27 protein-coding genes and 1 rRNA gene are annotated in these 25,378 nt (G+C 38.8%); 27 read left to right on the forward strand and 1 reads right to left on the reverse strand.

Annotated features, from left to right (window positions below):
- From rrf to rsmI, 9 genes are all read left to right on the forward strand, one after another.
- Positions 1-95: ribosomal RNA gene (gene rrf / locus EDD69_RS13055) — 5S ribosomal RNA — on the forward strand; the annotation flags it as partial.
- Between the two features lie 143 nt (positions 96-238).
- A complete protein-coding gene (locus EDD69_RS13060; RefSeq protein ID WP_243643118.1) occupies positions 239-424 on the forward strand; it encodes a sigma factor G inhibitor Gin in 186 nt (61 codons plus the stop codon).
- 142 nt (positions 425-566) lie between these two features.
- Positions 567-1,994, forward strand: a complete 1,428-nt coding sequence (locus EDD69_RS13065; RefSeq protein ID WP_132949369.1) for an aminotransferase class I/II-fold pyridoxal phosphate-dependent enzyme — start codon at positions 567-569, stop codon at positions 1,992-1,994.
- An 11-nt stretch (positions 1,995-2,005) separates the two neighbouring features.
- Entirely contained in the window at positions 2,006-2,647 is a 642-nt protein-coding gene (tmk, locus tag EDD69_RS13070; RefSeq protein ID WP_132949370.1) for a dTMP kinase, read from the forward strand.
- Positions 2,648-2,667: 20 nt separating this feature from the next.
- On the forward strand, positions 2,668-3,672 hold the full coding sequence (holB, locus tag EDD69_RS13075) for a DNA polymerase III subunit delta' (protein ID WP_132949371.1): 1,005 nt from the start codon (positions 2,668-2,670) through the stop codon (positions 3,670-3,672).
- On the forward strand, positions 3,665-4,492 hold the full coding sequence (gene ricT, locus EDD69_RS13080) for a competence/sporulation regulator complex protein RicT (RefSeq protein WP_132949372.1): 828 nt from the start codon (positions 3,665-3,667) through the stop codon (positions 4,490-4,492). Before holB ends, ricT begins: the two co-directional genes overlap by 8 nt.
- Before the next feature lie 13 nt (positions 4,493-4,505).
- Positions 4,506-4,865, forward strand: a complete 360-nt coding sequence (gene yabA, locus EDD69_RS13085) for a DNA replication initiation control protein YabA (protein WP_132949373.1) — start codon at positions 4,506-4,508, stop codon at positions 4,863-4,865.
- Between the two features lie 104 nt (positions 4,866-4,969).
- Positions 4,970-5,662, forward strand: coding sequence for a tRNA1(Val) (adenine(37)-N6)-methyltransferase (locus tag EDD69_RS13090; RefSeq protein ID WP_424565368.1), 693 nt, complete (start codon positions 4,970-4,972; stop codon positions 5,660-5,662).
- Positions 5,663-5,679: 17 nt separating this feature from the next.
- The gene (gene rsmI / locus EDD69_RS13095; RefSeq protein ID WP_132949375.1) at positions 5,680-6,552 is read left to right on the forward strand and encodes a 16S rRNA (cytidine(1402)-2'-O)-methyltransferase; all 873 of its coding nucleotides are present in this window, start codon (positions 5,680-5,682) and stop codon (positions 6,550-6,552) included.
- A 34-nt stretch (positions 6,553-6,586) separates the two neighbouring features.
- Here the strand turns inward: rsmI and EDD69_RS13100 are convergent, their stop codons facing one another.
- Entirely contained in the window at positions 6,587-6,871 is a 285-nt protein-coding gene (locus EDD69_RS13100) for an AbrB/MazE/SpoVT family DNA-binding domain-containing protein (protein WP_132949376.1), read from the reverse strand.
- Positions 6,872-7,393: 522 nt separating this feature from the next.
- On the opposite strand from EDD69_RS13100, the gene metG reads away from it, so the two are divergent.
- The 18 genes from metG (at position 7,394) to mfd (ending at position 25,358) form a co-directional block, all read left to right on the forward strand.
- Positions 7,394-9,340 carry a methionine--tRNA ligase gene (metG, locus tag EDD69_RS13105; protein ID WP_132949377.1) on the forward strand — a complete coding sequence of 649 codons (1,947 nt, stop codon included), beginning with the start codon at positions 7,394-7,396 and terminating at the stop codon, positions 9,338-9,340.
- Positions 9,341-9,467: 127 nt separating this feature from the next.
- Positions 9,468-10,238 (forward strand): TatD family hydrolase, encoded by a 771-nt coding sequence (locus EDD69_RS13110; protein ID WP_132949378.1) that lies wholly within the window; start codon positions 9,468-9,470, stop codon positions 10,236-10,238.
- Positions 10,239-10,447: 209 nt separating this feature from the next.
- A complete protein-coding gene (locus EDD69_RS13115) occupies positions 10,448-11,641 on the forward strand; it encodes a G5 and 3D domain-containing protein (protein ID WP_132949379.1) in 1,194 nt (397 codons plus the stop codon).
- A gap of 83 nt (positions 11,642-11,724) precedes the next feature.
- Positions 11,725-12,285, forward strand: coding sequence for a ribonuclease M5 (rnmV, locus tag EDD69_RS13120; protein ID WP_207893287.1), 561 nt, complete (start codon positions 11,725-11,727; stop codon positions 12,283-12,285).
- A complete protein-coding gene (gene rsmA / locus EDD69_RS13125; protein WP_132949380.1) occupies positions 12,278-13,165 on the forward strand; it encodes a 16S rRNA (adenine(1518)-N(6)/adenine(1519)-N(6))-dimethyltransferase RsmA in 888 nt (295 codons plus the stop codon). Before rnmV ends, rsmA begins: the two co-directional genes overlap by 8 nt.
- Positions 13,166-13,260: 95 nt before the next feature.
- A complete protein-coding gene (gene yabG / locus EDD69_RS13130; protein ID WP_132949381.1) occupies positions 13,261-14,154 on the forward strand; it encodes a sporulation peptidase YabG in 894 nt (297 codons plus the stop codon).
- Between the two features lie 63 nt (positions 14,155-14,217).
- Positions 14,218-14,382 (forward strand): hypothetical protein, encoded by a 165-nt coding sequence (locus EDD69_RS15430; RefSeq protein WP_165871798.1) that lies wholly within the window; start codon positions 14,218-14,220, stop codon positions 14,380-14,382.
- A gap of 156 nt (positions 14,383-14,538) precedes the next feature.
- Positions 14,539-14,802, forward strand: a complete 264-nt coding sequence (veg, locus tag EDD69_RS13135; RefSeq protein ID WP_132949382.1) for a biofilm formation stimulator Veg — start codon at positions 14,539-14,541, stop codon at positions 14,800-14,802.
- Between the two features lie 248 nt (positions 14,803-15,050).
- Positions 15,051-15,920: a 4-(cytidine 5'-diphospho)-2-C-methyl-D-erythritol kinase gene (gene ispE / locus EDD69_RS13140; protein WP_132949383.1), complete on the forward strand. Its 870-nt coding sequence runs from the start codon at positions 15,051-15,053 to the stop codon at positions 15,918-15,920.
- A 51-nt stretch (positions 15,921-15,971) separates the two neighbouring features.
- Complete coding sequence (gene purR, locus EDD69_RS13145; RefSeq protein ID WP_132949384.1) at positions 15,972-16,796, forward strand: pur operon repressor; 825 nt, start codon at positions 15,972-15,974, stop codon at positions 16,794-16,796.
- 53 nt (positions 16,797-16,849) lie between these two features.
- Positions 16,850-17,236, forward strand: coding sequence for a RidA family protein (locus EDD69_RS13150; RefSeq protein WP_132949385.1), 387 nt, complete (start codon positions 16,850-16,852; stop codon positions 17,234-17,236).
- Positions 17,237-17,324: 88 nt separating this feature from the next.
- Entirely contained in the window at positions 17,325-17,615 is a 291-nt protein-coding gene (spoVG, locus tag EDD69_RS13155) for a septation regulator SpoVG (RefSeq protein ID WP_132949386.1), read from the forward strand.
- A 189-nt stretch (positions 17,616-17,804) separates the two neighbouring features.
- Positions 17,805-19,181 carry a bifunctional UDP-N-acetylglucosamine diphosphorylase/glucosamine-1-phosphate N-acetyltransferase GlmU gene (glmU, locus tag EDD69_RS13160; RefSeq protein ID WP_132949387.1) on the forward strand — a complete coding sequence of 459 codons (1,377 nt, stop codon included), beginning with the start codon at positions 17,805-17,807 and terminating at the stop codon, positions 19,179-19,181.
- A gap of 12 nt (positions 19,182-19,193) precedes the next feature.
- On the forward strand, positions 19,194-20,144 hold the full coding sequence (locus tag EDD69_RS13165; RefSeq protein ID WP_132949388.1) for a ribose-phosphate diphosphokinase: 951 nt from the start codon (positions 19,194-19,196) through the stop codon (positions 20,142-20,144).
- A gap of 79 nt (positions 20,145-20,223) precedes the next feature.
- Entirely contained in the window at positions 20,224-20,850 is a 627-nt protein-coding gene (locus tag EDD69_RS13170; RefSeq protein WP_243643119.1) for a 50S ribosomal protein L25/general stress protein Ctc, read from the forward strand.
- Between the two features lie 62 nt (positions 20,851-20,912).
- Positions 20,913-21,473, forward strand: coding sequence for an aminoacyl-tRNA hydrolase (pth, locus tag EDD69_RS13175; RefSeq protein ID WP_132949389.1), 561 nt, complete (start codon positions 20,913-20,915; stop codon positions 21,471-21,473).
- A 66-nt stretch (positions 21,474-21,539) separates the two neighbouring features.
- Positions 21,540-21,770, forward strand: a complete 231-nt coding sequence (gene fin / locus EDD69_RS13180; RefSeq protein ID WP_132949390.1) for an anti-sigma-F factor Fin — start codon at positions 21,540-21,542, stop codon at positions 21,768-21,770.
- Positions 21,771-21,830: 60 nt separating this feature from the next.
- Entirely contained in the window at positions 21,831-25,358 is a 3,528-nt protein-coding gene (mfd, locus tag EDD69_RS13185; protein ID WP_132949391.1) for a transcription-repair coupling factor, read from the forward strand.
- Positions 25,359-25,378 lie beyond the last annotated feature (20 nt).

The raw sequence follows: 25,378 nt of genomic DNA on the forward strand, positions 1-25,378 counted from the left end.
ACACACCCGTTCCCATCCCGAACACGGAAGTTAAGCTCTCCAGCGCCGATGGTAGTTGGGGCTGGGGCCCCTGCGAGAGTAGGACGTTGCCGGGCGTATGAAAAAGACCAAACTCTTTTGAGTTTGGTCTTTTTTTATATTCAACCATCTATCCTTTTACCTCTGGAAACTAATGCATAGTTTCAAAGTATATTGTTATATGAAACTGGGAAAACTGTTTATGGGAGGTGGAGGATGGATGGAAAAATTAGATGATGTTTGTATTATATGCGATCATTCAGACAAAAAAGGTTTTCATCTTTGTCATTATTTTATATGTCTTGATTGTCACAATGACATCGTACAAACAAGCACGGATGATGCTAAATATCAATTTTATGTAAATCGTTTAAAGAAGTTAATCGAAAACAAGATATATTCGTAATCGTGAAGGTCCTATCATTAGGGCCTGTTTTGTTTTAATATATATATGGTATGTTTAATTTCTCAAATTGCATTGTACAGTGAGACAGGTTGGAAAAGTAAATGAAGTTTATATAGAATTTTAACGTAAGGGAAGAAGCATCATGGACGAACAAAAACAAACTCCTTTGTATTCAGCGCTATATGAACACCATCAACAACAACCGATTTCTTTTCATGTACCAGGGCATAAATACGGTTCTGTTTTCCCGAAAGAAGCCCGTTCTTTTTTTGTACCGTTACTACATTTAGATGTTACGGAACTTTCCCATTTAGATGATCTACATCACCCTACGGCTGCTATTGCCGAAGCTCAGCGATTAGCGTCTCAGCTTTATGGTGTGAAACAAACCTATTTTCTAGTGAATGGGTCGACTGTTGGCAATCTAGCGATGATTGCTACGGTTTGTCAAGAGAATAAGAAAATTATTGTGCAGCGAAATTGCCATAAATCAATTATCAATGCATTGAATTTGATGGAGGCAGAGCCGATTTTTATTTCCCCGGAATTTGATGAAGAAGTGCAAACAATGGGATCTGTTTCGTTTGAAACCATTGAGAATACATTGCGACAGCATCCAGATGCAGCTGCCATTGTTTTGACCAATCCGAATTACTATGGAATGTCAATTGATTTGACAGAAGTGGTGCAACTTGCTCACTCGTATCATATCCCGGTTTTAGTGGATGAAGCACATGGAGCGCATTTTATACTTGGGAAGCCATTTCCCAAAACTGCGATTGCTTGCGGGGCAGATCTTGTTGTTCACTCGGCTCATAAAACACTTCCCGCTATGACAATGGGATCTTTTTTGCATTTTAATAGCCGTTTCATTAATGAAAAAGAATTGAAATATTTTTTGCAATTATTTCAAACGAGCAGCCCCTCATATCCGATTATGGCGTCACTGGATTTAGCTAGATATTACTTATCACAGCTATCTCAATCCTATATTCAACAGCTTGAAAGCCAAATTCATTACTTTAAACAGCAACTTAAACAAATAGATGGGATTGATGTAGTAGAGTCTAAAAATCCTCTAGTCCAAACAGATTTGTTGAAAATTACTTTGCAAACGCGTAGTCATTTATCTGGATATGAATTGCAGAGAAAACTTGAAAGAGAAGGGGTTTTTACTGAACTCGCTGATCCAAACAATGTTTTACTCGTCTATCCATTAGCGTTAGTTGAAAACATTGATGTCATCATTGAAAAAATAAAAAAAGCTTTACAGGGAATTTCCTGTGAAAAGAGAGATGAAAAAAGAACATTTCAATATACTTTTCCAACAAGTTCGGAAGTTGTAAGTTATAAAAAAATCAAGCATCGAAAAAGAAAAGTAGTTCCTTTAGAAGAAGCCGTTCATTGTATTTCTGCACAGATGGTGATTCCTTATCCGCCTGGCATTCCCGTTTTATTCGTTGGGGAGATCATTACTGAACAACATATTCAGCTGATTCAGTACTTAAAAGATTGTGGTGCTTATTTTCAATCAGATACAATCAATGACGGTCTAGAGGTTTTTGAATAGGAGGAAATTGGATGAAACATTTATTTTTTTCATTTGAAGGTCCAGACGGGGCAGGAAAAACAACGATTGTTCAAATGCTTGAACGTCATTTAATCAATAGAGGGTTTAATGTTATGGCGACAAGAGAACCGGGCGGCATTGAGATTGCTGAACAAATTCGCTCGATTCTTTTAAATCCGAATAACAAAACGATGGATGCAAGAACGGAAGCATTGCTTTATGCGGCGGCAAGAAGGCAACATCTGGTAGAAAAAATTATTCCTTCGTTAGAAGAGGGAAAAGTTGTGTTGTGTGATCGTTTTATTGATAGTTCGCTTGCGTATCAAGGATTTGCGCGTGGGTTGGGAGTGGATGAGATTTTATCCATTAACCAATTTGCCATTAACGGCCTTATGCCAACATTAACCATTTATTTCGATATTGATCCGAAGATCGGTCTTGAACGAATTGGTAAAAATCAAAAACGGGAAGTCAATCGACTCGATTTAGAACAACTGGCTTTTCATGAAAGAGTTCGAAAAGGGTATTTAATGCTGCTTGAGCAATTTCCAAAACGAATGAGAAAAGTAGATGCGTCTCAACCAATTGAAAAAGTTTTCAGCGATGTTGTTGCGTTACTCGAGCCGTTTTTAACGAATGCGAATGAACTTTAATAGTAAGAGAGTGATAAAAAATGTCGATGTCATGGGAGCAACTTGAACAATATCAACCGAATGCATTAAGAATGATCGCCAACAGCATTCAAAAGGGAAGAGTTGCTCATGCCTATTTATTTGAAGGGCAGAGAGGAACGGGGAAAAAAGAAGCAAGTCTATTATTTGCAAAAAGTTTATTTTGTCTCAATCGTTCAACATATAAGCCTTGCTATCAATGCATCAATTGTCGACGGATTGATTCGGGCAATCATCCGGATGTTCATATTGTTGCACCAGATGGTCAATCCATTAAAAAACATCAAATTGATCAATTACAAGAGGAATTTACAAAAACAGCGATGGAGTCAAATAAGAAGCTTTATATTATTGAGCATGCAGACCAAATGACGGTCAATGCAGCGAATAGCTTGCTTAAATTTCTAGAAGAACCTTCTTCAAACACCATCGCAATTCTGTTGACAGAGCAGCTTCATCGGATGTTAAATACCATTATTTCGCGTTGTCAAATTATTTCTTTCAAACCTTTGCCGACACGTATTCTCACCGCATATTTAGAGGAACAAGGCATTCCGCGTCACATCGCAGTTCTTGCCGCTCATGTTACGAACAGCCGGCAGGAAGCGTTAGAATTAAGCCAAAGTGATTGGTTTGCACAAGCAAGAAAAATAGTGTTACAATTATATGAAGCATTAAACAAAAGTTATATACAAGCTCTTTTCGTGATTCAAGATCAGTGGTTACCGCATTTTGCTGATAAAGAACAAATGAGTTTAGGATTAGATTTACTATTGTATTTATATAAAGATTTGCTGTATATTCAAACAAATAAAGAAGAAAAGATGATTTATGATGATTGCATTGCTGAATTGAAACAATATTCTTTTCTTTATTCACAAAAACGCGTGATTGAAAATATGTCTGCGATTTTAAGGGCGAAAGCGCGTTTGAATACCAATATGAATCCGCAGCTTTTAATGGAGCAGTTAGCATTGCAATTGCGGGAGGGATCAACATTTGTATGATGTAGTGGGTGTTCGTTTTAAAAAAGCCGGGAAAATTTATTACTTTGATCCGGGCGATCTTCCTATTTCTAATGGTGATTATGTCATTGTGGAAACGGTTCGCGGAATCGAGTTTGGAAAAGTGGTCATCGCCAAAAAACAAGTCGATGAAAATGATATTGTATTGCCATTAAAAAAAGTCATTCGGATTGCCGATCAAAAAGACAAGCTCATTGTGGAGGAAAATAAAAAAGCAGCGGAAGAGGCTTATGATATTTGTTTGAAAAAAGTAGAAGAGCACGGTTTAGAAATGAAATTGGTCGACGTTGAATATACATTTGATCGCAATAAAGTGATCTTTTATTTTACAGCTGATGGTCGGGTTGATTTCCGTGAGCTTGTTAAAGATTTAGCCGCCATTTTTCGGACAAGAATTGAATTAAGACAAATTGGAGTCCGAGATGAAGCAAAAATGCTTGGCGGGATCGGACCATGCGGAAGAATGCTTTGCTGTTCGACTTTCTTAGGAGATTTTGAACCGGTTTCAATAAAAATGGCGAAGGATCAAAATTTATCGCTAAATCCGACAAAGATTTCCGGTTTATGCGGAAGATTAATGTGTTGCTTGAAATATGAGAATGATGAATATGAAACGGCTAAAGAACAGCTTCCTGATCTCGGGGAGATGATCGAAACGCCGCACGGGGTAGGAAAAGTAGTCGGATTGAACATTTTAGAGAGAGTTTTGCAGGTTGAGTTAGTGGATAAGGAACGTGTCGTTGAATATACGATTGATGAATTGATGAAAGAAACAGCTCTACCAACTCAAGCCACAGATTAATGAGGTGGATTACGTGAATAAGAAAGAAATATTTCAATCGGTCACAAGCATGGAAGAGCAAATTGCCCATTTGTATCGCCAATTGGGAGAGTTAAAAGAGCATCTAGGGCAACTTATAGAAGAAAATCACCGTTTGCAAGTAGAAAATGACCATTTGCGTAGACGCCTTGAGCAATTATCCAAACAGGCTGAGCAATCCGAGCGAAAGGAAAAACATCATAAAAAAGGATCGAGATTGATCGATATTGGAGAAGGATACGATAACTTAGCACGACTTTATCAAGAAGGATTTCATATTTGTAACGTGCATTATGGGAGCCTGCGAACAGAAGGCGACTGCTTATTTTGTTTATCGTTTCTAAATAAAAAATAGCCTTTCCGATCATTTTTTCGGAAGGCTATTTTCTTGGTGAAAGAGGGATGAAAGTGATCGATCTACGAGATGATGAGCGTTTAGACTATCTTTTAGCGGAGGATATGAAAATCATTCAAAGTCCTTCTGTTTTTGCTTTTTCGTTAGATGCGGTGTTGCTTGCTAAATTTGTTTATGTACCCATTCAAAAAGGAAATTTAGTTGATTTGTGTACAGGAAACGGCGTTATTCCTCTTTTGTTAAGTAAAAGAACAAAAGGGAAAATCATTGGCGTTGAGATTCAAGAAAAGATTTATGATATGGCTAAACGAAGCGTTCATTACAATGGGTTAGATGAACAAATCGAGATCATTCATGGAGATATAAAAGATATGCCAGCGCAGCTAGGCTACAGTAAATTTGATGTTGTTACGTGCAATCCACCTTATTTTCCAACTCCGAGCCAAGATGAAATTAATAAAAATGAGCATTTCGCCATTGCTCGACACGAAATTTATTGTACGTTAGAAGATGTTATTCGTGTCAGCAGTCAACTGTTAAAGCAAGGTGGGAAAGCAGCGTTTGTTCATCGTCCCGAACGCTTGTTGGATATTGTGACGCTGATGAGACAATATCGTCTTGAACCGAAGCGGCTTCGATTTGTCTATCCGAAGGCTGGAAGAGAAGCCAATACGATTCTCATTGAGGGAATAAAAGATGGAAATGCTGGATTAAAAATTTTACCGCCGCTCATTGTCTATCATGACGATAATGAGTATACGAAAGAATTAAAGGAAATATTATACGGCGAATCATAAATAGCGAGGGAATGAAAATGTATTACCGACAAAAAAGTTTTGAACACGATGACGAAAAAGGAGCTTTGTATATTGTTCCAACGCCGATTGGAAATTTAGAAGATATGACGTTTCGTGCTGTTAAAACATTACAGGAAGTTGATTTGATTGCGGCAGAAGATACGAGACAAACGAAGAAGTTATTAAATCATTTTCAAATCCACACACCCCTTATTAGCTATCATGAACATAATAAGGAAGCTAATGGGAAAAAGATTATTTCGGCCATTCTTGAAGGAAAAAATGTTGCTCTGGTTAGCGACGCGGGAACCCCCACCATTTCGGATCCCGGTTATGAATTAGTTGTTCAAGCGCTTGATGCCGATTGTAAAGTGATTCCTTTGCCCGGGGCGAATGCAGCGATTACAGCGTTAACGGCTTCAGGTTTAACGACAAGCCATTTTTATTTCTATGGTTTTCTTCATCGACAGAAAAAAGAAAAGAAAAAACAGCTAGAACAACTGAAACAAATTCCAGATACGATGATCTTTTATGAAGCTCCTCATCGTCTAAAAGACACGTTGGAAATGATGTTAGAAGTGTTCGGGAACAGGAAGATGGTGCTTGCACGTGAACTGACAAAAAAGTTTGAGGAATTTGTTCGTGGAACGATTGGCGATGTGATTGATTGGCTCGAGGAAGGTGAAGTCCGCGGGGAATTTTGTCTCATCGTTGAAGGGAGCAAAGAAGTAGAGATCGAAAAAGAATGGTGGCATTCTCTTTCTGTTATTGAACATGTTGACTATTATATCCGTGAAAAACAATTGAGTTCTAAAGAGGCGATTAAGCAAACAGCCAAAGACCGTAATTTGCCAAAACGAGATGTTTACGAGCAATATCATCGATTATAAAAAAAGTTTCTCTAGAAAAGACTAGAGAAACTTTTTATTTTGTTTCTTGGAGACGGCTTTGAATTTCTTTTAGAAGGATTTCTGCACCTTCGCGGCTTAAGATGATTTTTCCGTCAGCAAGTTTGAAGTTGTCGTCAGATACTTCACCTGTTACTTGGCAAGTCATATTTGGTTTATATTTTTTCAAGATGATGCGATCGTCGTCTACATAAATCTCTAATGCATCTTTTTCAGCAATGCCTAATGTACGACGCAATTCAATCGGAATAACTACGCGGCCTAATTCATCAACTTTACGAACGATACCTGTAGATTTCATATTTTTCTTCTCCTCTCTTTATAATTTTTTATCTTTTTCGTCAATATTCGACAAAACTCCTGTGGCTTCATCATAGCAATATTTCCATTAAAAGTCAATCCTTTTATATACAAAATTTAAAAAAAATGTATTTTGTTTTTGCTCGATTTCGCTTGAGCATAAGATTTTCAAAAAGAAAAAAACATTGCTGGAGCACAGGAGATTTTCGAAAAGTTATACAGATTTTTACTTCTTTTCAAGTCGATACAAACCTAATTATAAGGATTATTCGACAAATTTCAACCTTTTTTCGACAAAATCACCCTATTTTTTTCGACAAAATTCGACTTTTTGAAATTCGTTTTGTCGAAAGGGGATTATTTTGATCGTGAATGGCGGAGAGTTGACATCTGTCTCTGTTTTTATGTATATTTTGTTGAGATAAGAGGAATAGATGTTTTTATAAAGAATAGAAGTATATAATCGCTCTCGTCCTTTGGGCGAGGGCTTTTCTGCTAAACGTGTGATAGGGAGGGTTTGCGAGTGACAAATCAACGGAAAACGTTTTATATTACGACACCGATTTATTACCCGAGCGATAAACTACATATCGGTCACGCTTATACGACAGTCGCAGGGGATGCGATGGCTCGGTATAAACGATTGCGCGGTTATGATGTTATGTATTTGACGGGAACGGACGAACATGGGCAAAAAATTCAGCGAAAGGCTGCAGAAAAAGGAGTAACACCGCAAGAATATGTTGATGAAATTGTTGCCGGGATTAAAGAGTTGTGGAAGAAGTTAGATATCTCTTATGATGACTTTATTCGCACAACGGAATCGCGGCATAAAGAAATGGTCGAAAAGATTTTTGCTCGTCTTTTAGAACAAGGAGACATTTATCTGGATCAATATGAAGGATGGTATTGTACTCCATGTGAATCATTTTATACAGAGCGGCAATTAGTGGATGGAAATTGTCCAGATTGCGGTCGTCCAGTTGAAAAAGTAAAAGAAGAATCATACTTTTTCCGCATGAGCAAATACGTCGATCGCTTGCTTGCGTTCTATGAAGAAAACCCAGAGTTTATTCAGCCGGAATCACGAAAAAATGAAATGATTAACAATTTTATTAAGCCTGGATTGGAAGACTTGGCCGTTTCTCGGACAACATTTGATTGGGGAATTAAGGTTCCAGGTGATCCAAAGCATGTGATTTACGTCTGGATTGATGCTTTATCCAACTATATCACTGCTTTGGGATACGGCACGGAAAACGATGAAAAATATAAGAAGTATTGGCCAGCTGATGTTCATCTTGTCGGAAAAGAAATTGTTCGATTCCATACGATTTATTGGCCGATTATGTTAATGGCGCTAGGGTTGCCGCTTCCGAAAAAAGTGTTTGCTCATGGATGGCTTCTCATGAAAGACGGTAAAATGTCGAAATCAAAAGGAAATGTGGTCGATCCTGTTGTTTTAATTGATCGTTACGGTTTAGATGCTTTGCGTTACTATTTGCTTCGTGAAGTGCCATTCGGATCAGATGGTGTGTTTACACCAGAAGGTTTTGTCGAACGAATTAATTACGATTTGGCCAACGACTTAGGGAATTTGCTCAATCGAACAGTTGCCATGATCGAGAAGTATTTTGATGGCGTGGTTCCTGTTTATAACGGAGCGCATACCGAATTTGATGAACAGCTTGTGCAAACCGCAAAGGAAACGGTGAAAAACTATGAAGATGCGATGGAAAAAATGGAATTTTCGCTTGCGCTTACTGCAATATGGCAGCTCATTAGCCGAACAAATAAATACATTGATGAAACGCAACCATGGGTGCTAGCGAAAGATGAAACAAAGAGAGACGTATTGGCATCCGTCATGGCTCATTTAGCTGAATCGCTTCGTTATACAGCTGTTTTATTGCAACCGTTTTTAACGCAAACACCGAAGCGAATTTTTGAACAGCTAGGAATTTCCGAAGAGGAATGGATGAGCTGGGATAGCTTGCAAACATTTGGATTATCTAAGGAAGAAAGAAAAGTAGTCAAAGGAGAGCCTCTTTTCCCACGGTTAGATGTAAATGAAGAGGTGGAATATATTAAATCGCAAATGAAAGGAACGGCTGTTCAACAAAAAGAGAAAAATGAAACGGAAACGGAAGAAATTACAATAGATGATTTTATGAAAATCGACTTGCGTGTGGCACAAATTATTCATGCTGAACCAATTCCGAAGGCAGATCGATTGCTGAAACTTCAATTAGATTTAGGATATGAAAAGCGACAAGTGGTGTCAGGAATCGCGCAACATTACAAACCAGAGGAGTTAATTGGGAAGAAAGTGATTTGTGTGACAAACTTAAAGCCGGTGAAATTACGGGGAGAATTGTCACAAGGAATGATTCTTGCGGGAGAAGAAAATGGAATTTTATCGTTGGCAACGGTCGATGAGTCGCTGCCAAATGGGGCAAAAGTAAAGTAATGTTCGTTTAGAGGTGTTTTGTGCGGTTTGCACAACACCTCTTTGTTTCTGTTTTGTAATGGAATTGTTACATCGCTGTGATTTATGTATGGTAGACTAAACTCGGATGAAAAGAGGGGTAACGGCTATGTTGTTTGATACTCATGCACATTTGAATGCTGCACAATTTGAAGAAGATGTAGAGGAAGTTATTGAGCGGGCGCGCGCAGAAGGTGTATCCCATATTGTTGTTGTTGGTTTTGATCGCCCGACGATTGCACGGGCAATGGAGTTAGCAGAAAGCTATGATTTTATTTATGCTGCTGTTGGTTGGCATCCTGTCGATGCCGTTGATATGACCGATGATGATTTAATCATGATTGAAAAGCTGACCTCTCATCCAAAGGTAGTAGCCTTAGGAGAAATGGGGCTTGATTATTATTGGGATAAATCACCAAAAGATATTCAAAAAGAGGTTTTTCGCAAACAAATTCGCTTAGCTAAAAAAGTAAAATTGCCAATTATTATACATAATCGTGAGGCAACAGCTGATATTATTGAGATTTTACGTGAAGAAAATGCGGCTGAAGTCGGCGGAATTATGCATTGTTTCAGCGGAAGTCTCGAAGTAGCGCGGCAATGCATTGAAATGAATTTTTATATTTCTTTCGGCGGACCAGTCACGTTTAAAAATGCGAAAAAACCAAAAGAAGTAGCGAAAGAAATCCCTCTTGAGCACCTGCTCATCGAAACAGATTGTCCGTATTTAACGCCTCATCCTTTTCGAGGGAAGCGAAATGAACCGAGCTATGTAAAATATGTAGCGGAAGCGATTGCTGAGTTAAAAGGGATTACATGGGAGGAAGTCGCGCAAAAAACGTCCGACAATGCAAAGCGATTATTCGGCATTGTTCGATAGCGAAATATGTCGCTTTGGAAGGAGGCTTGTCTGATCAAAAGATCAGTAGAAAAAGTTCTACAACTTTTACTGTAAGCATACAATAAGCTTGTCGACAAGTCTTCCTTCCCTTTTAGCTGAATATTTTGAATAATAGAGGATGAATATCTAACAGATGAGGGAGGCGTTCTTACAGGGAGTCTATCGTTAAAAAGGAGGCGTTTTCGATTTTGATTACAAACGTTAAAAATTTCTTGCTGGCATCGCCAAAGAAAAAAATGGCTGTTACAGCAGGAAGTTTCATTGTTTTATCTACTATGACGGGATATGCTAGTTATGAATGGACAAAAGAAACGGTTACGCTAAATTTAAACGGAAAAGAACAACAGATTCGAACACATGCGAAAACGGTAGCTGAAATTCTAGAAAACTATGACATTCCACTTCATCCTGAAGATTATTTGTATCCCTCGGCAAATACGAAAGTGGTTGACGACTTAAAAATTACTTGGGAAGCTAGTAAGCCGATTCGGCTTGTGATTGATGGAAAAGAAAAGAAATTACGAACGACAGCAAAAACAATTAAAGATTTGTTGAAGGCGGAACAAATTGAAATTCATGAGCATGATGAAATTTCACCAAATCTCAATGAGCCAATCAAGGAAAATATGAAAATTACAATTCAAAAGGCGTTTCCAGTTGTGCTCAATGACGGTGGAAAAGAGCAGCATGTCTGGTCCACTTCGACTACTGTCGCTGACTTTTTAGCAAAGCAACATATTAAATTAAATGAACTGGACCGTATACACCCAGGATTAAATGAAACCGTTAAAGAAAATACAAAAATTAAAATTATACGAGTTGAAAAAGTCACCGATGTAGTGGAAGAACCAGTGAACTATGCCGTTGTTATAAAAAAAGATGCGCAATTATCAAAAGGTCAACAAAAAGTGATTAGCCAGGGAGAAAAAGGACTCGTTTCTAAACAATATGAAGTCATTTTGGAAAACGGGAAAGAAGTTTCTCGGAAATTGGTTAAAAAAGAGATGATTAAACCGAGTAAGAATCGCATCGTAGCAGTCGGAACAAAGGTCGTTCCACAACCTTTAGTATCGCGTGGCAGAGAAGAATTTGCACAAGAACTTTACGTCACTGCTACTGCGTATACAGCCTATTGCGGCGGTTGTTCTGGCAAAACGGCAACAGGGGTTAATTTACGAGCCAACCCAAATGCTAAAGTGATTGCGGTTGATCCACGCATCATTCCGCTTGGCACGAAAGTGTATGTTGAAGGGTATGGCTATGCGATTGCTGCTGATACGGGTTCAGCTGTCAAAGGTTATAAAATTGACGTGTTTTTCCCAACTAAATCTAAAGCATTCAAATGGGGAATAAAAAGGGTTAAGATTAAAATTATTAAGTGATACGATGGACAGAGGATTTCGCGATCCTCTGTTTTTTTCGTTATAATGGATAAAGAAAAGTTTTAGGTATGTTGGAGGTTTTTATGAAAATTAAAGAGATTATTGTTGTCGAAGGTCGCGATGACACCGTTGCTATTCAACGAGCTGTGCAAGCAGATACAATTGAAACAAACGGTTCAGCATTAAGTGCAGAAACGTTAGAGCGCATTCGTTTGGCGCAACAGCAAAGAGGAGTTATTATTTTTACCGATCCTGATTATCCAGGGGAAAAAATTCGTAAAATCATTTCCCAAAAAATACCTGGGTGCAAACATGCATTTTTATCACGAGAAGAGGCGAAAGAAAAAAACGGAAAAGGTTTAGGTGTCGAACATGCTTCTGTTGAAGCGATTCGCCATGCTTTAGCGAATGTATATGAAGAGACGATCGAGATAAAAGAAGAGATCACTTTTCAGGATTTAATGGATGCAGGTTTAATTGGCGGCCCTCTCGCAAAAGCGCGGCGTGAACGTTTAGGTAAATTATTAAAAATCGGCTATACAAACGGAAAACAATTGCATAAGCGATTGCAAATGTTTCAAATTTCGAGAAGACAATTTGCGGAGGCATTAAAGCAAGTGATGCAGGAGGAAAATTATGTATAAGGATATTGCTACCCCGACACGAACAAAAGAAATTTTAGATAAATATGGTTTTTCCTTTAAAAAGAGTCTTGGTCAAAACTTTTTAATTGATCCAAATATTTTGCATCGAATTGTTGATTTTGCGGAGATTTCTGAACGAAGCGGTGTGATTGAGATCGGTCCGGGGATCGGTGCCCTTACAGAACATCTAGCTCGGCGGGCCAAAAAAGTAGTTGCGTTTGAGATTGATCAACGATTATTGCCGATTTTAGAAGATACCCTTTCTCCTTATTCCAATGTTTCTGTTATTCATCAAGATATTTTAAAAGCGGATGTCGGTAAAGTGATTTCAGAAGAGTTTACCGATGTTGAGGAAGTGATGATTGTTGCGAATTTGCCTTACTATGTAACGACGCCGATTATTATGAAGTTGTTGACCGATCGTTTACCGATTCGGGGAATGGTCGTTATGCTACAAAAAGAGGTAGCGGACCGAATGGCTGCCAAACCAGGAACGAAAGATTATGGTTCCTTGACCATTGCTGTTCAGTATTATACAAACGCGGAAACGGTTATGAATGTGCCGAGAACGGTATTTATTCCAAAACCGAATGTTGATTCAGCTATTATTCGTTTAACCAAACTCGATCAGCCAGCTGTTCCAGTAAAGGATGAATCTTTCTTTTTCACAGTCGTTCGAGCAAGCTTTGGTCAGAGAAGAAAAACCATTTTAAACAATTTAATTAGTCAGCTGCCGAACGGAAAAGAGCGAAAAGGACAAATTGAAAAAGCTTTACAGCAAGCGAATATTGATCCGCAAAGACGAGGGGAGACGTTAACCATTGCTGAATTTGCTTCGTTAAGCGATTGTTTATACGATATTTTTCAACAAGAGGCCTAACGTTTTGGCCTCTTTTTTTATTGGCTGTTTTTTCGAACACCATCTAGGTATTCGATGCATATGTTACAGAGAAAAGAAGGGGTGGAGGGATTTGAATGATCAAGATCGGCGACATTGTCGCTCGTAAATCGTACGAATGTGATATATTGTTTCGCGTGACCGGTATAAAAGAACAAGAAGGAGAGAAGGAAGCGATTCTCCACGGGGAAGATGTTCGGCTCATTGCTGATGCTCCTTTTTCTGATTTAGTGATTATAGACGAAAGAGAAAAAAGAAAACGCAAACAGAAAGAAAAAGAATTAATCGAACAATCCTACAAATTATTGCGTCAAGATTATCGTTTGCTGCGTGAAAAAAGCGAGTATGAAGCAACAGGAGGATATGAGGCGAAAGTCGATTTTTTTCAAATACCAGGGCGCGTTCTTCATTTGGATGGAGACCCCCTTTATTTAAGAAAATGTCTTCATTTGTATGAACGCATCGGTGTACCTGTATATGGCGTTCATTGTAACGAGAAAGAAATGCCAGAGAAAGTAGGTGCTTTGCTTGAACAAGTACGACCGGATATTTTAGTGATTACTGGGCATGATTCGTATTCAAAGACGAAAGGTAAAATTCAAGATTTAAACGCGTATCGTCATTCTAAATATTTTGTGCAAACGGTAAGAGAGGCGCGAAAAAAAATCCCTCATCTCGATCAACTCGTCATTTTTGCAGGAGCTTGTCAATCTCATTTTGAATCATTAATTCGCGCAGGTGCTAATTTTGCTAGTTCTCCTTCACGAGTAAATATTCATGCATTGGATCCTGTATACATCGTATCGCGAATCAGCTTTACGCCATTTATGGAACGGGTTCATGTTTGGGATGTGTTAAGAAATACGCTAACCGGAGAAAAGGGGCTTGGCGGGGTGGAGACAAAAGGAGTCTTACGAACCGGAATGCCTTTTCGGCAAGTAACAGATGCAAGCTATATAGATTCAAGTTGAGTTTCCGACATATCTCATCGTGAATAGAAGGTCGCTTTTCTGCCATAGGCGGCAAGGTTTTTCTTGCCGCCCCGGCATGCTAGAAGCATGCCGATTCCGAACGTAAAACGCATGACAGACAAATTCATTTGTCTGATGGCGTTTTCGTTCGGAGAAGTGGCAGAAAAGCTTGTTTATGTCGGAAAATTAAGCTTATCATATATAAATGTTCCTGCTAATGTGAATTGAACGTTAGCAGGTTTTTATACATAGTTTTAAATGGGTTGTTCCATACTAAAATAGTCAATAAAAATATTGACATATAATATTTTTTACTGATATAATTTTTAATTTTTGACTTATTTGAATTTATTTGTTATAATACATATTAGTGAGGTGGATAAAATGGGAAAAACATTGTCGGAAATTAAACAGGTGTTGGATTCCAATCTCGGTAGAAGATTGACGTTGAAAGCGAATGGTGGACGAAGAAAAACAATTGAGCGTTGTGGAATTTTAGCCGAGACGTATCCGTCTGTGTTTGTCATTGAACTCGACCAGGAAGAGAACGCTTTTGAGCGCGTATCATACAGCTATGCAGATGTGTTGACGGAAACCGTACAACTTACATTTTTAGATGATGAAACTATAGCAGTGAATGGGCAGTGATTTCAAACTGGCTATTTTTGTTCTGAGAGGCGACCAAAAGGTGGTCTCTTTTTTTTTATTTCCGTAAAAAATCTTACCGCCGATGGCAGAAAACCTATTTCTCTTTTATGATCAGATACTCAACTTGTATGATCGAAAGGAACCGATTTATGAGATATGTGAGCGATGTCGAAATGTCACGTATTTGTTTCGTATTTTTATGGTACAATGTCGATAGAAGTTTGAAGTCGGAAAAGTAGGTGAAGAGCTTGAGGTTATTAGTGAAAGCACCAGCAAAAATTAATTTATCTCTCGATGTATTACATAAACGTTCGGACGGATATCATGAGGTAAAGATGGTGATGACAACGATTGATTTAGCGGATCGTATTGAACTTGTCGATCTATATACAGACACGATTAAAATCGTTTCGCACAATCGTTTTGTACCTGATGATGAACGAAATTTAGCATATCAAGCAGCTAAGCTACTCAAAACGAAATTTGGCATTAAACGAGGAGTCGCTATTTCGATTACAAAATCGATTCCTGTCGCCGCTGGTTTGGCTGGAGGGAGCAGCGATGCAGCTGCAACATTGCGGGGCTTAAACAAACTATGGAGGTTAGGATTAAGTTTGGACGAGCTAGCGCAAATCGGGGCAGAGATTGGTTCAGATGTCCCTTTTTGTGTGTATGGTGGTACGGCTATTGCGACAGGAAGAGGTGAAAAGATCGAACATATTCCTGCTCCGCCATCGAGCTGGGTTGTTTTAGCCAAGCCTGCCATCGGCGTCTCAACAGCAGACGTGTATCGTCAGCTGGACTTGCAGTCGGTCAAACATCCTGATGTGGATGGAATGGTTGCTGCAATCAAGGAGAAAAATTATGAAAAAATTTGCTCTCTAGCTGGGAATGTATTGGAAAGTGTCACATTAAAAATGTATCCTGAAGTGGCACAAATTAAAGAGCAAATGAAACGGTTTGGTGCCGATATGGTGCTAATGAGTGGAAGCGGGCCAACCGTCTTTGGTCTCGTTCAGCACGACTCCAGAATGCATCGTATTTACAACGGATTGCGAGGGTTTTGTGATCACGTATATGCTGTTCGACTGATTGGAGAACGGCACTTCCTTGATTAAGAACGTATATTCATGTCATTGATAAAAAATTCGAGTTTAGGAGGTTTTTTTATGAAGTTAAGGCGAAGTAGCCGTTTGGTAGACATGACGCATTATTTACTTCATCATCCGCATCAATTAGTGCCGCTTACATTTTTTGCTGAACGTTACCAATCTGCAAAATCTTCTATTAGTGAAGATTTAGCGATCATCAAGCAAACGTTTGAACAACAAGGGATCGGGATATTGCGGACACTTCCAGGCGCAGCAGGTGGTGTACAGTATATCCCAAAAATTGCTGAAGAAGAAGCAAAGCAATTTATCGCTCAGCTATGTACAATGCTGGCCGATCCTGATCGTTTGCTGCCGGGTGGCTATTTGTATATGACGGATTTGCTCGGGGATACGCGTATTGTTAATCAAATTGGAAGACTGTATGCTTCTGTTTTTGCGCACGAAAAAATTGACTTTGTTGTAACGGTTGCGACGAAAGGAATTCCGCTTGCTTATGCGGTTGCTAGCTTTTTAAATGTTCCTGTCGTCATCATTCGTCGCGATAGTAAAGTAACAGAAGGGTCAATGGTGAGCATTAACTACGTATCTGGTTCGTCTAAACGCATTCAGACGATGGTCCTTTCCAAACGCAGTTTAACGGAAGGAGCCAATGTACTGATTGTTGATGATTTTATGAAAGCGGGCGGAACAATTAACGGAATGATTAGCCTTTTAGCCGAGTTTAAAGCGAACGTTGTCGGAATTGGCGTGTTAGTGGAATCCGAAGAAGCAGAAGAGCGGCTAGTGGATGAATATGTTTCGCTTGTAAAGCTGACATCTGTGAATGTGAAAGAAAAACAAATTACCGTAGAAGAAGGAAACTACTTTCAGTTTGTCAAATAATAAAAAATGATCGACATTACATATTGTTTAACGACATGAAGGAGGCAAAAAACATGAGAACAGTACACACCAATCAAGCTCCACAAGCAATCGGTCCTTATTCACAAGGAGTTATTGTTAATAATCTTTTTTATAGCTCTGGGCAAATTGCATTGACACCAGAAGGAGAAATGGTGCAAGGAGATATAAAAGCGCAAACACATCAAGTGTTTAAAAATTTACAAGCGGTGCTTGAAGCGGCTGGTGCGTCGTTAAACACAGTTGTTAAAACAACGGTGTTTCTTAAAGATATGAACGATTTTGCGGCCATGAATGAAGTGTATGGACAATATTTTAACGAGCATAAACCAGCTCGTTCTTGCGTTGAAGTTGCACGTTTGCCAAAAGATGCGCTTGTCGAAATTGAAGTCATCGCGCTTGTGAATCGTGAAACTTTTTAAAAAAATTTTTTTGTACTAGCAGGAAAAATGAAAGTGATGTGGAATAAATTAACTCAAGTTCTTATATAGGGAAAAGGTGGTGAACAGAATGGAAGTAACTGACGTAAGATTACGCCGCGTGAATACCGAAGGACGTATGAGAGCGATTGCTTCAATTACGTTGGATCATGAATTTGTTGTTCATGATATTCGCGTAATTGAAGGCAACAATGGCTTGTTTGTTGCAATGCCAAGCAAGCGTACTCCTGACGGGGAATTCCGTGACATCGCTCATCCGATTAACTCAACAACCCGCGGGAAAATCCAAGAAGCTGTTTTAGCTGAGTATCATCGTTTAGGTGAATTGGAAAAAGAGCTTGAAGAAGCAGGCGCTTCGTAATGATAGGAAAGGACCCGATCCGTTTCGGAAAGGGTCCTTTTTACGTGTAGAATGTTAAGTTTTTCCCTGTTGATACGAAACAAATAATTGAAATATTGATTTTTTTTGGCAGATGACAATGTTTCCTTGAAATACATACATAATTGATATATATTCAATATGGATAAAGAGAGGTATGGAGGCCTTGCGATGAAACGATATGCGATCATTTTAGCGGCTGGACAGGGGACGAGAATGAAATCGAAGTTGTATAAAGTATTGCACCCTGTTTGTGGAAAGCCGATGGTTCAGCATGTAGTGGATGAAATTTCAAGATTAGGTGTCGATCAATTAATTACAGTAGTAGGATTTGGTGCTGAACAAGTAAAAGCACAAATTGGTGATCAAAGCGAATATGTGTTGCAAGAAGAACAGCTTGGAACCGCTCATGCGGTCATGCAAGCGGCTTCTCATCTAGCTGATAAAGATGGTGTTACGCTTGTTGTGTGCGGCGATACACCATTGATCACGGCTGAAACGATGGAAGCGCTTTTAAACTATCATCTTAAAACAAAAGCAAAAGCGACGATTTTAACCGCAATTGCTGATGATCCTACAGGTTACGGAAGAATCGTTCGCAATAGCGAAGGACATGTTGAGAAGGTTGTTGAACATAAAGATGCAACAGAAGAAGAGCGAAAAATTCAAGAGATTAATACGGGGACGTATTGTTTCGACAACCGCGCATTGTTTGAAGCGCTTACAAAAGTATCGAACAACAATGCACAAGGAGAATACTATTTACCAGATGTGATTGAGATTTTGAAAAAACAAGGGGAAATCATTTCCGCATACGAAACCTCTTCTTTTGAAGAAACATTAGGAGTTAATGACCGTATCGCGCTTTCGAAAGCGGAAAAAATTATGCGTGAACGAATTCATCGTAAACATATGGCAAATGGTGTAACAATCATTGATCCGGACCATACGTATATATCACCTGATGCACAAATTGGACGAGATACGATCATTTATCCTGGGACATGGATTGAGGGACGTACGATTATTGGAGAAGATTGCATCATTGGGCCAAATAGTGAAATTAAAAATAGTAAAATTGGAAATAACACATCGATTCGTCATTCCGTTGTTCATGATAGTGAAATCGGCAACCATGTTACGATTGGTCCATTTGCGCATATTCGTCCGCTATCTAAAATTGATGATGATGTAAGAATTGGCAACTTTGTTGAAATCAAAAAATCAACCTTTGGTAAAGGAAGCAAAGCGTCGCATTTAAGTTATATCGGTGATGCTGAAGTTGGAAGCAATGTAAACCTTGGCTGTGGTTCAATTACCGTCAATTATGACGGAACAAATAAATATGTAACAAAAATCGAAGACGGTGCTTTCATCGGTTGCAACTCGAATTTAATTGCCCCTGTTGTAGTCGGAAAAGGAGCTTATGTTGCAGCTGGTTCAACAATTACAGAAGATGTGCCAGGAAATGCTTTGGCAATCGCTCGCGCTCGTCAAACGAATAAAGAAAATTATGTTGAACGTTTACAAGCGAAGAAAAATTCCTAATGGAGGTTTACCATGTCTCAATATCTTGATTCTAATCTAAAGTTGTTTGCGTTAAATTCGAATCCTGCGATGGCTCAAGAAATTGCAAAAGTCATTGGTGTTGAATTAGGAAAATGCTCCGTTTCACGTTTTAGTGATGGCGAAATTCAAATTAATATCGAAGAAAGTATCCGCGGCTGTGATGTATATGTAATTCAATCAACAAGCTCACCTGTAAACGAACATTTAATGGAACTATTAATCATGATTGATGCATTAAAACGTGCATCAGCCAAAACGATTAACATTGTCATGCCTTATTATGGCTATGCCCGTCAAGATCGTAAAGCTCGCTCTCGCGAACCGATTACAGCAAAACTTGTCGCTAACCTGTTAGAAACGGCTGGAGCTTCCCGCGTCATTACATTAGACTTACATGCTCCACAAATCCAAGGATTTTTCGATATTCCAATCGACCATTTAATGGGTGTGCCGATTTTAGCAGATTACTTTAAAAACAAACAATTAGAAGATATTGTCATTGTCTCTCCAGACCATGGCGGTGTGACACGCGCACGCAAAATGGCTGATCGTCTAAAAGCGCCGATTGCGATTATTGACAAGCGTCGTCCAAAACCAAATGTAGCTGAAGTCATGAACATTATCGGGAATGTGCAAGGAAAAGTAGCAATCTTAGTAGATGACATTATTGATACAGCTGGAACGATCACATTAGCAGCAAACGCATTGGCTGAACATGGTGCAAAGGAAGTATATGCATGTTGTACACATCCAGTTTTATCTGGTCCAGCGATTGAACGCATTAAAAATTCAAAAATTAAAGAGCTTGTTGTAACAAATACAATTGCGCTTACAGAAGAAAAGAAAATCGATAAAATTGTAGAGCTATCTGTCGCTCCATTAATTGGTGAAGCGATTATTCGCGTTCACGAGGAACAATCCATTAGCGCCCTATTTGATTAATGATTGATTAATGACGTTTAGACCTCCCTGTTTTAGGAGAAGTTAATGAATAGATTCTAAAACAGGAAGGTGAATTTTTTTGGCATTGATAGAAGCTCAAGTGCGTACAGATGTTAAAAATTCGAACGTTCAGCAAATTCGCAAAAACGGCTATATCCCAGCAGTCATCTATGGGAAAAACGTAAATAACAAAGTGATTTCTGTAGATGCAGCTCATTTTTTGCAGGCCATTCGAACAGCTGGAAGAACCAATATTTTAATCATACGAGTAGCTGGTGAAGAACATCCTGTCATTGTTCGAGAGATTCAAAAAGATCCGATTCGCAGTGAAATTATTCATCTTGATTTCCAAGAAGTTGATGGAACGAAAGAAATTGAAGCGGAAGTGAATGTTCAATTGGTTGGTGAGGCTGCTGGTGTCAAAGATGGAGGAGTGCTGCAACAATCGCTTCATCGATTATCGATTCGGGCTTTACCAACCAATATTCCGTCCTCTATTGATATTGATATCACTCATTTACAAGTTGGACAAGTGATCACCGTTCAAGATATTCAAACAGAAGGAAAATACGAGATCAATCATGAACCGACGGAAGTGATTGCATCCGTTTTGCCGCCAAAACAGGAAGAGGAAATTCATAGCGGTGAAGAACAGGAAGCAGGGCGGCCTGAGTCAGAAGAAGGACGAGAAACAACTGCACCGTAACGGACGTAACCAGGATTGGTTACGTCTTTTGTAATATGATGAACATGTAAGGAGAGGAGAGCATGGTGAAGTTATTTGTCGGTTTAGGAAATCCGGGTAAAGAATATGAACGAACAAGGCACAATGTCGGATTTATGGTGATCGATGAACTTTCTAGACGTTTTCAAGTATCGTTAGATCAAGCAAAATTCAAAGGAATATTTGGGATCGGAACGGTTGGTGGAGAAAAAGTCATATTATGCAAGCCTTTAACATATATGAATTTATCAGGAGAATGTGTGCGTCCGCTGATGGACTATTATCGAATCGATGTGGAAGATATCATTGTTGTTTATGATGATTTAGATCTTCCAACCGGAACCATTCGTTTGCGGCCAAAAGGAAGCGCAGGCGGACATAATGGGATGAAGTCGTTAATTCATCACCTCGGTACGGATCATTTTAAGCGCATTCGCATTGGGATTGATCGTCCGCAAAATGGAATGAAGGTGACGGATTACGTGTTAGGGCGCTTTACTGAAGAGGAAATGACAAAAATCGAAACCGCTATTCAAAAATCGGCTGATGCTTGTGAAAAATGGTTATCGACGCCTTTTATTCAAGTAATGAACGAATTTAATTAAATATGAATATTTACCTTCTAAATGGTTCAAAATGTATTCGATAAGACCATTAGGAGGTTTCTTGTTATGGCGTTGCACTACTATTGCCGCCATTGCGGTATCAAAATTGGCACGATCGATGCGGTATCATTGCGAAGTGAGCAACTAGGTTTTCATCAATTAACGGAGAAAGAACGGCTTGAAATGATTGATTACCTCCCAAACGGAGATATTTACGTGAAAACGATTTGCGAAGATTGTCAAGAAGCACTAGATCGTAACCCTGATTTTCATCAATGTGAAAAATTTATACAATAATGCGCTTTGGGAATACCAAAGCATTTTTGTATTTATGATGAATGAGAGGAGGGATTTTGTTTGTTAGGATTGCAACAATATTTTATTAAACATCCTGATATCCAATCGATTGTGGACGGAGTTCGAGCGGGGTTGAGAGAACAACTAGTTACAGGATTATCAGGGTCAGCTCGCTCCGTTTTTATTGCGTCTTTATATAAAGAAACGAATCGACCTTTATGTATTGTTACATACAATTTATTCCAAGCGCAAAAAATATACGATGATCTTGTTCAATTGGTTAATATGGATGAAGTATTTCTTTATCCTGTGAACGAACTAATGGCAGCTGAACTAGCGGTCGCTAGCCCAGAGTTAAGAGGCCAGCGTTTAGAGGTTATGAATTACTGGTGCCAAAATGAGAAGGGGATTGTCATTGCACCGATTGCAGGATTAAGAAGACTGCTTCCGCCGAAGGAAATGTGGCAAAAAAGCCAGCTTCATTTTCGTTTGGGGGAAGAAATCGATGTTGATCATTATATTCAACAATTAGTGGCAATGGGGTATGAACGCGTTTCAATGGTTTCTACTCCGGGCGAATTTAGTGTTCGCGGTGGAATTATTGATATTTATCCGTTGACAGCGGAGTTGCCATATCGAATTGAATTGTTCGATGTAGAAGTTGAATCCATTCGCACATTTTCCGTAGAAGATCAACGATCACTTACAGAAGTTAAAGAAGTGATTATTGGACCTGCAACGGAAATGATCGTTGACGAGAATCAGCTAAAAGAAGGAATTAAGAAATTAGAAGAACGTTTACAATTCACGTTGCAAAATATCAAAGACGAAAAAATAAAAGAGAGTCTTCACGAACATATTTTATTTGAATTAGAACAGCTGAAGAATGGAGAAAAAATCGAAGAAATTTACAAGTATTTATCGCTGTTTTACGATTCACCTGCTAGTTTACTAGACTATATGCCTAACAACGGCATTGTGCTGCTCGATGAAATGAGCCGAATTCAAGAGATAGCTGAACGGCTTGAACAAGAAGAAGCAGAATGGTATACGAGCTTATTGGCTGAAGGTAAAATGGTTCAAGATGTTATGGTCTCTCACAAATTCCCTGATGTATTACAGAAGCGGACCAAACCAATGATTTATTTATCTTTATTTTTGCGTCACATTCCGCATACACATCCGCAAAATATTGTCAACGTCTCTTGTAAGCAAATGCAAATTTTTTATAGTCAAATGAATTTATTAAAATCAGAGCTAGAGCGCTGGAAAAAAGCAAACTATGCGGTTGTGTTCTTAGCTGGTGATGACGAACGAACAAAGAAATTACAAAGCGTATTAGAAGATTATGAAATTGAAACAACGAAAATAGGTAAAAATGATCCGTTGTTGCACGGGCGATTTCAAATTGTTGAAGGGGATTTAAATACAGGTTTTGAATTGCCATTACAAAAATTAGCGGTCATTACGGAAGAGGAATTATTTAAAAAACGAGCGAAACGTCCAGTTCGCCGTCAAAAACTATCAAATGCAGAACGAATTAAAAGTTATTCAGAGTTAAAAGTTGGCGATTATGTTGTTCATGTGAATCACGGAATCGGAAAATATTTAGGAATTGAAACGTTAGAAATTAACGGTATTCATAAAGATTATATTCATATTCAATATCAGGGAAATGATACGTTATATGTTCCGGTTGATCAAATTGATCTCGTACAGAAATATGTTGGCTCAGAAGGAAAAGAACCAAAAATTTATAAGTTAGGCGGAAGTGAATGGAAGAAAGTTAAAAAGAAAGTCGAATCTTCTGTTCAAGATATCGCTGAAGACTTAATGAAGCTTTATGCAGAACGTGAGGCGAGCAAAGGATATGCATTTTCTCCTGATGGCGAGATGCAGCGGGAATTTGAAGCCGCATTTCCATATCAAGAAACAGAGGATCAACTTCGATCGATTCGTGAAATTAAGCGAGATATGGAAAGCGAACGCCCAATGGATCGCCTCCTTTGTGGAGACGTTGGATATGGAAAGACAGAGGTAGCGTTACGAGCTGCATTTAAAGCGATTATGGATGGAAAGCAAGTCGCTTTTCTTGTGCCGACAACGATTTTAGCTCAACAACATTACGAAACGGTTCGGGAACGTTTTCAAGGATTTCCAATTAATGTTGGATTGCTTAGCCGCTTTCGTACACGAAAACAGCAAGCGGAGACGATTCAAGGATTAAAAGACGGAACAATTGACATGGTCATTGGTACGCATCGCCTTCTTTCAAAAGATGTAGCATTTAAAGATTTAGGATTGTTGATCATCGATGAAGAACAACGGTTTGGTGTGGCACATAAAGAAAAAATTAAACAAATGAAAACAAATATTGATGTATTAACGTTGACAGCGACGCCGATTCCAAGAACGTTGCATATGTCCATGATCGGTGTTAGAGATTTATCCATTATCGAAACGCCACCAGAAAATCGCTTCCCTGTTCAAACTTACGTAATGGAATATAGTCCGGTCCTTGTTCGGGAGGCAATTGAGCGAGAGTTGGCGCGAGGCGGACAAGTATTTTTTCTTTATAATCGCGTGGAGGATATTGATCGAAAAGCAGAAGAAATTTCAGCGCTTGTTCCCGATGCTCGCGTGACGTATGCTCATGGAAAAATGTCAGAGAATGAATTAGAATCAGTGATGCTTGCCTTTTTAGAAGGACAATATGACGTATTAGTGAGCACGACAATTATTGAAACAGGTGTGGACATTCCGAATGTAAACACACTAATCGTTTATGATGCGGATAAAATGGGGCTTTCCCAACTGTATCAATTGCGGGGAAGAGTCGGTCGATCTAATCGCATCGCTTACGCTTATTTTACGTATCGAAAAGATAAAGTATTAACCGAAGTTGCGGAAAAGCGTTTGCAAGCTATCAAAGAATTTACAGAGCTTGGTTCTGGATTTAAAATTGCGATGCGCGATTTATCCATTCGCGGTGCTGGAAATTTGTTAGGCGCCGAACAACATGGTTTCATTGATTCAGTCGGATTTGAATTATATTCTCAGATGCTTAAAGAGGCGATTGAGCAACGGAAAGGTATAAAACGAGAAGAGGAGTTCCAAGTAGAGATTGATGTGGAAGTGGATGCCTATATTCCGGATTACTACATTTCCGATGGCCGCCAAAAAATTGACATGTATAAGCGATTTAGATCGCTCGAAACATTGGAAGAACTTGAAGAGTTACGTGAAGAAGTGCGTGATCGTTTCGGTGATTACCCAGACGAGGTTGATTATTTATTCCAGATAGCAGAAATTAAAATTTATGCCAAACAGCATCGAATAGAGTTAATTAAACAAACAAAACAAGAAGTAACGATCTTGCTTTCAGAGGAAACGACAAATGAAATCGATGTAAGCAAACTGTTTAAACTTGGCGAACGTTATGGGCGAGATATCGGTTTTGGCATGGATGGGAAGAAATTTAAGATTGTTGTTTATACGAAATCGATGAAACCACAACAATGGCTCACGATTATTTATGAACTGTTAAAAGGATTAGGCGATGCGAAAAAAATAATTGAGGATGTTTAAATTTAGCAATTATTGTTGAT

It is taken from the genome of Thermolongibacillus altinsuensis (assembly GCF_004341205.1).
Classification (GTDB): Bacteria; Bacillota; Bacilli; order Bacillales; family Anoxybacillaceae; genus Thermolongibacillus; species Thermolongibacillus altinsuensis.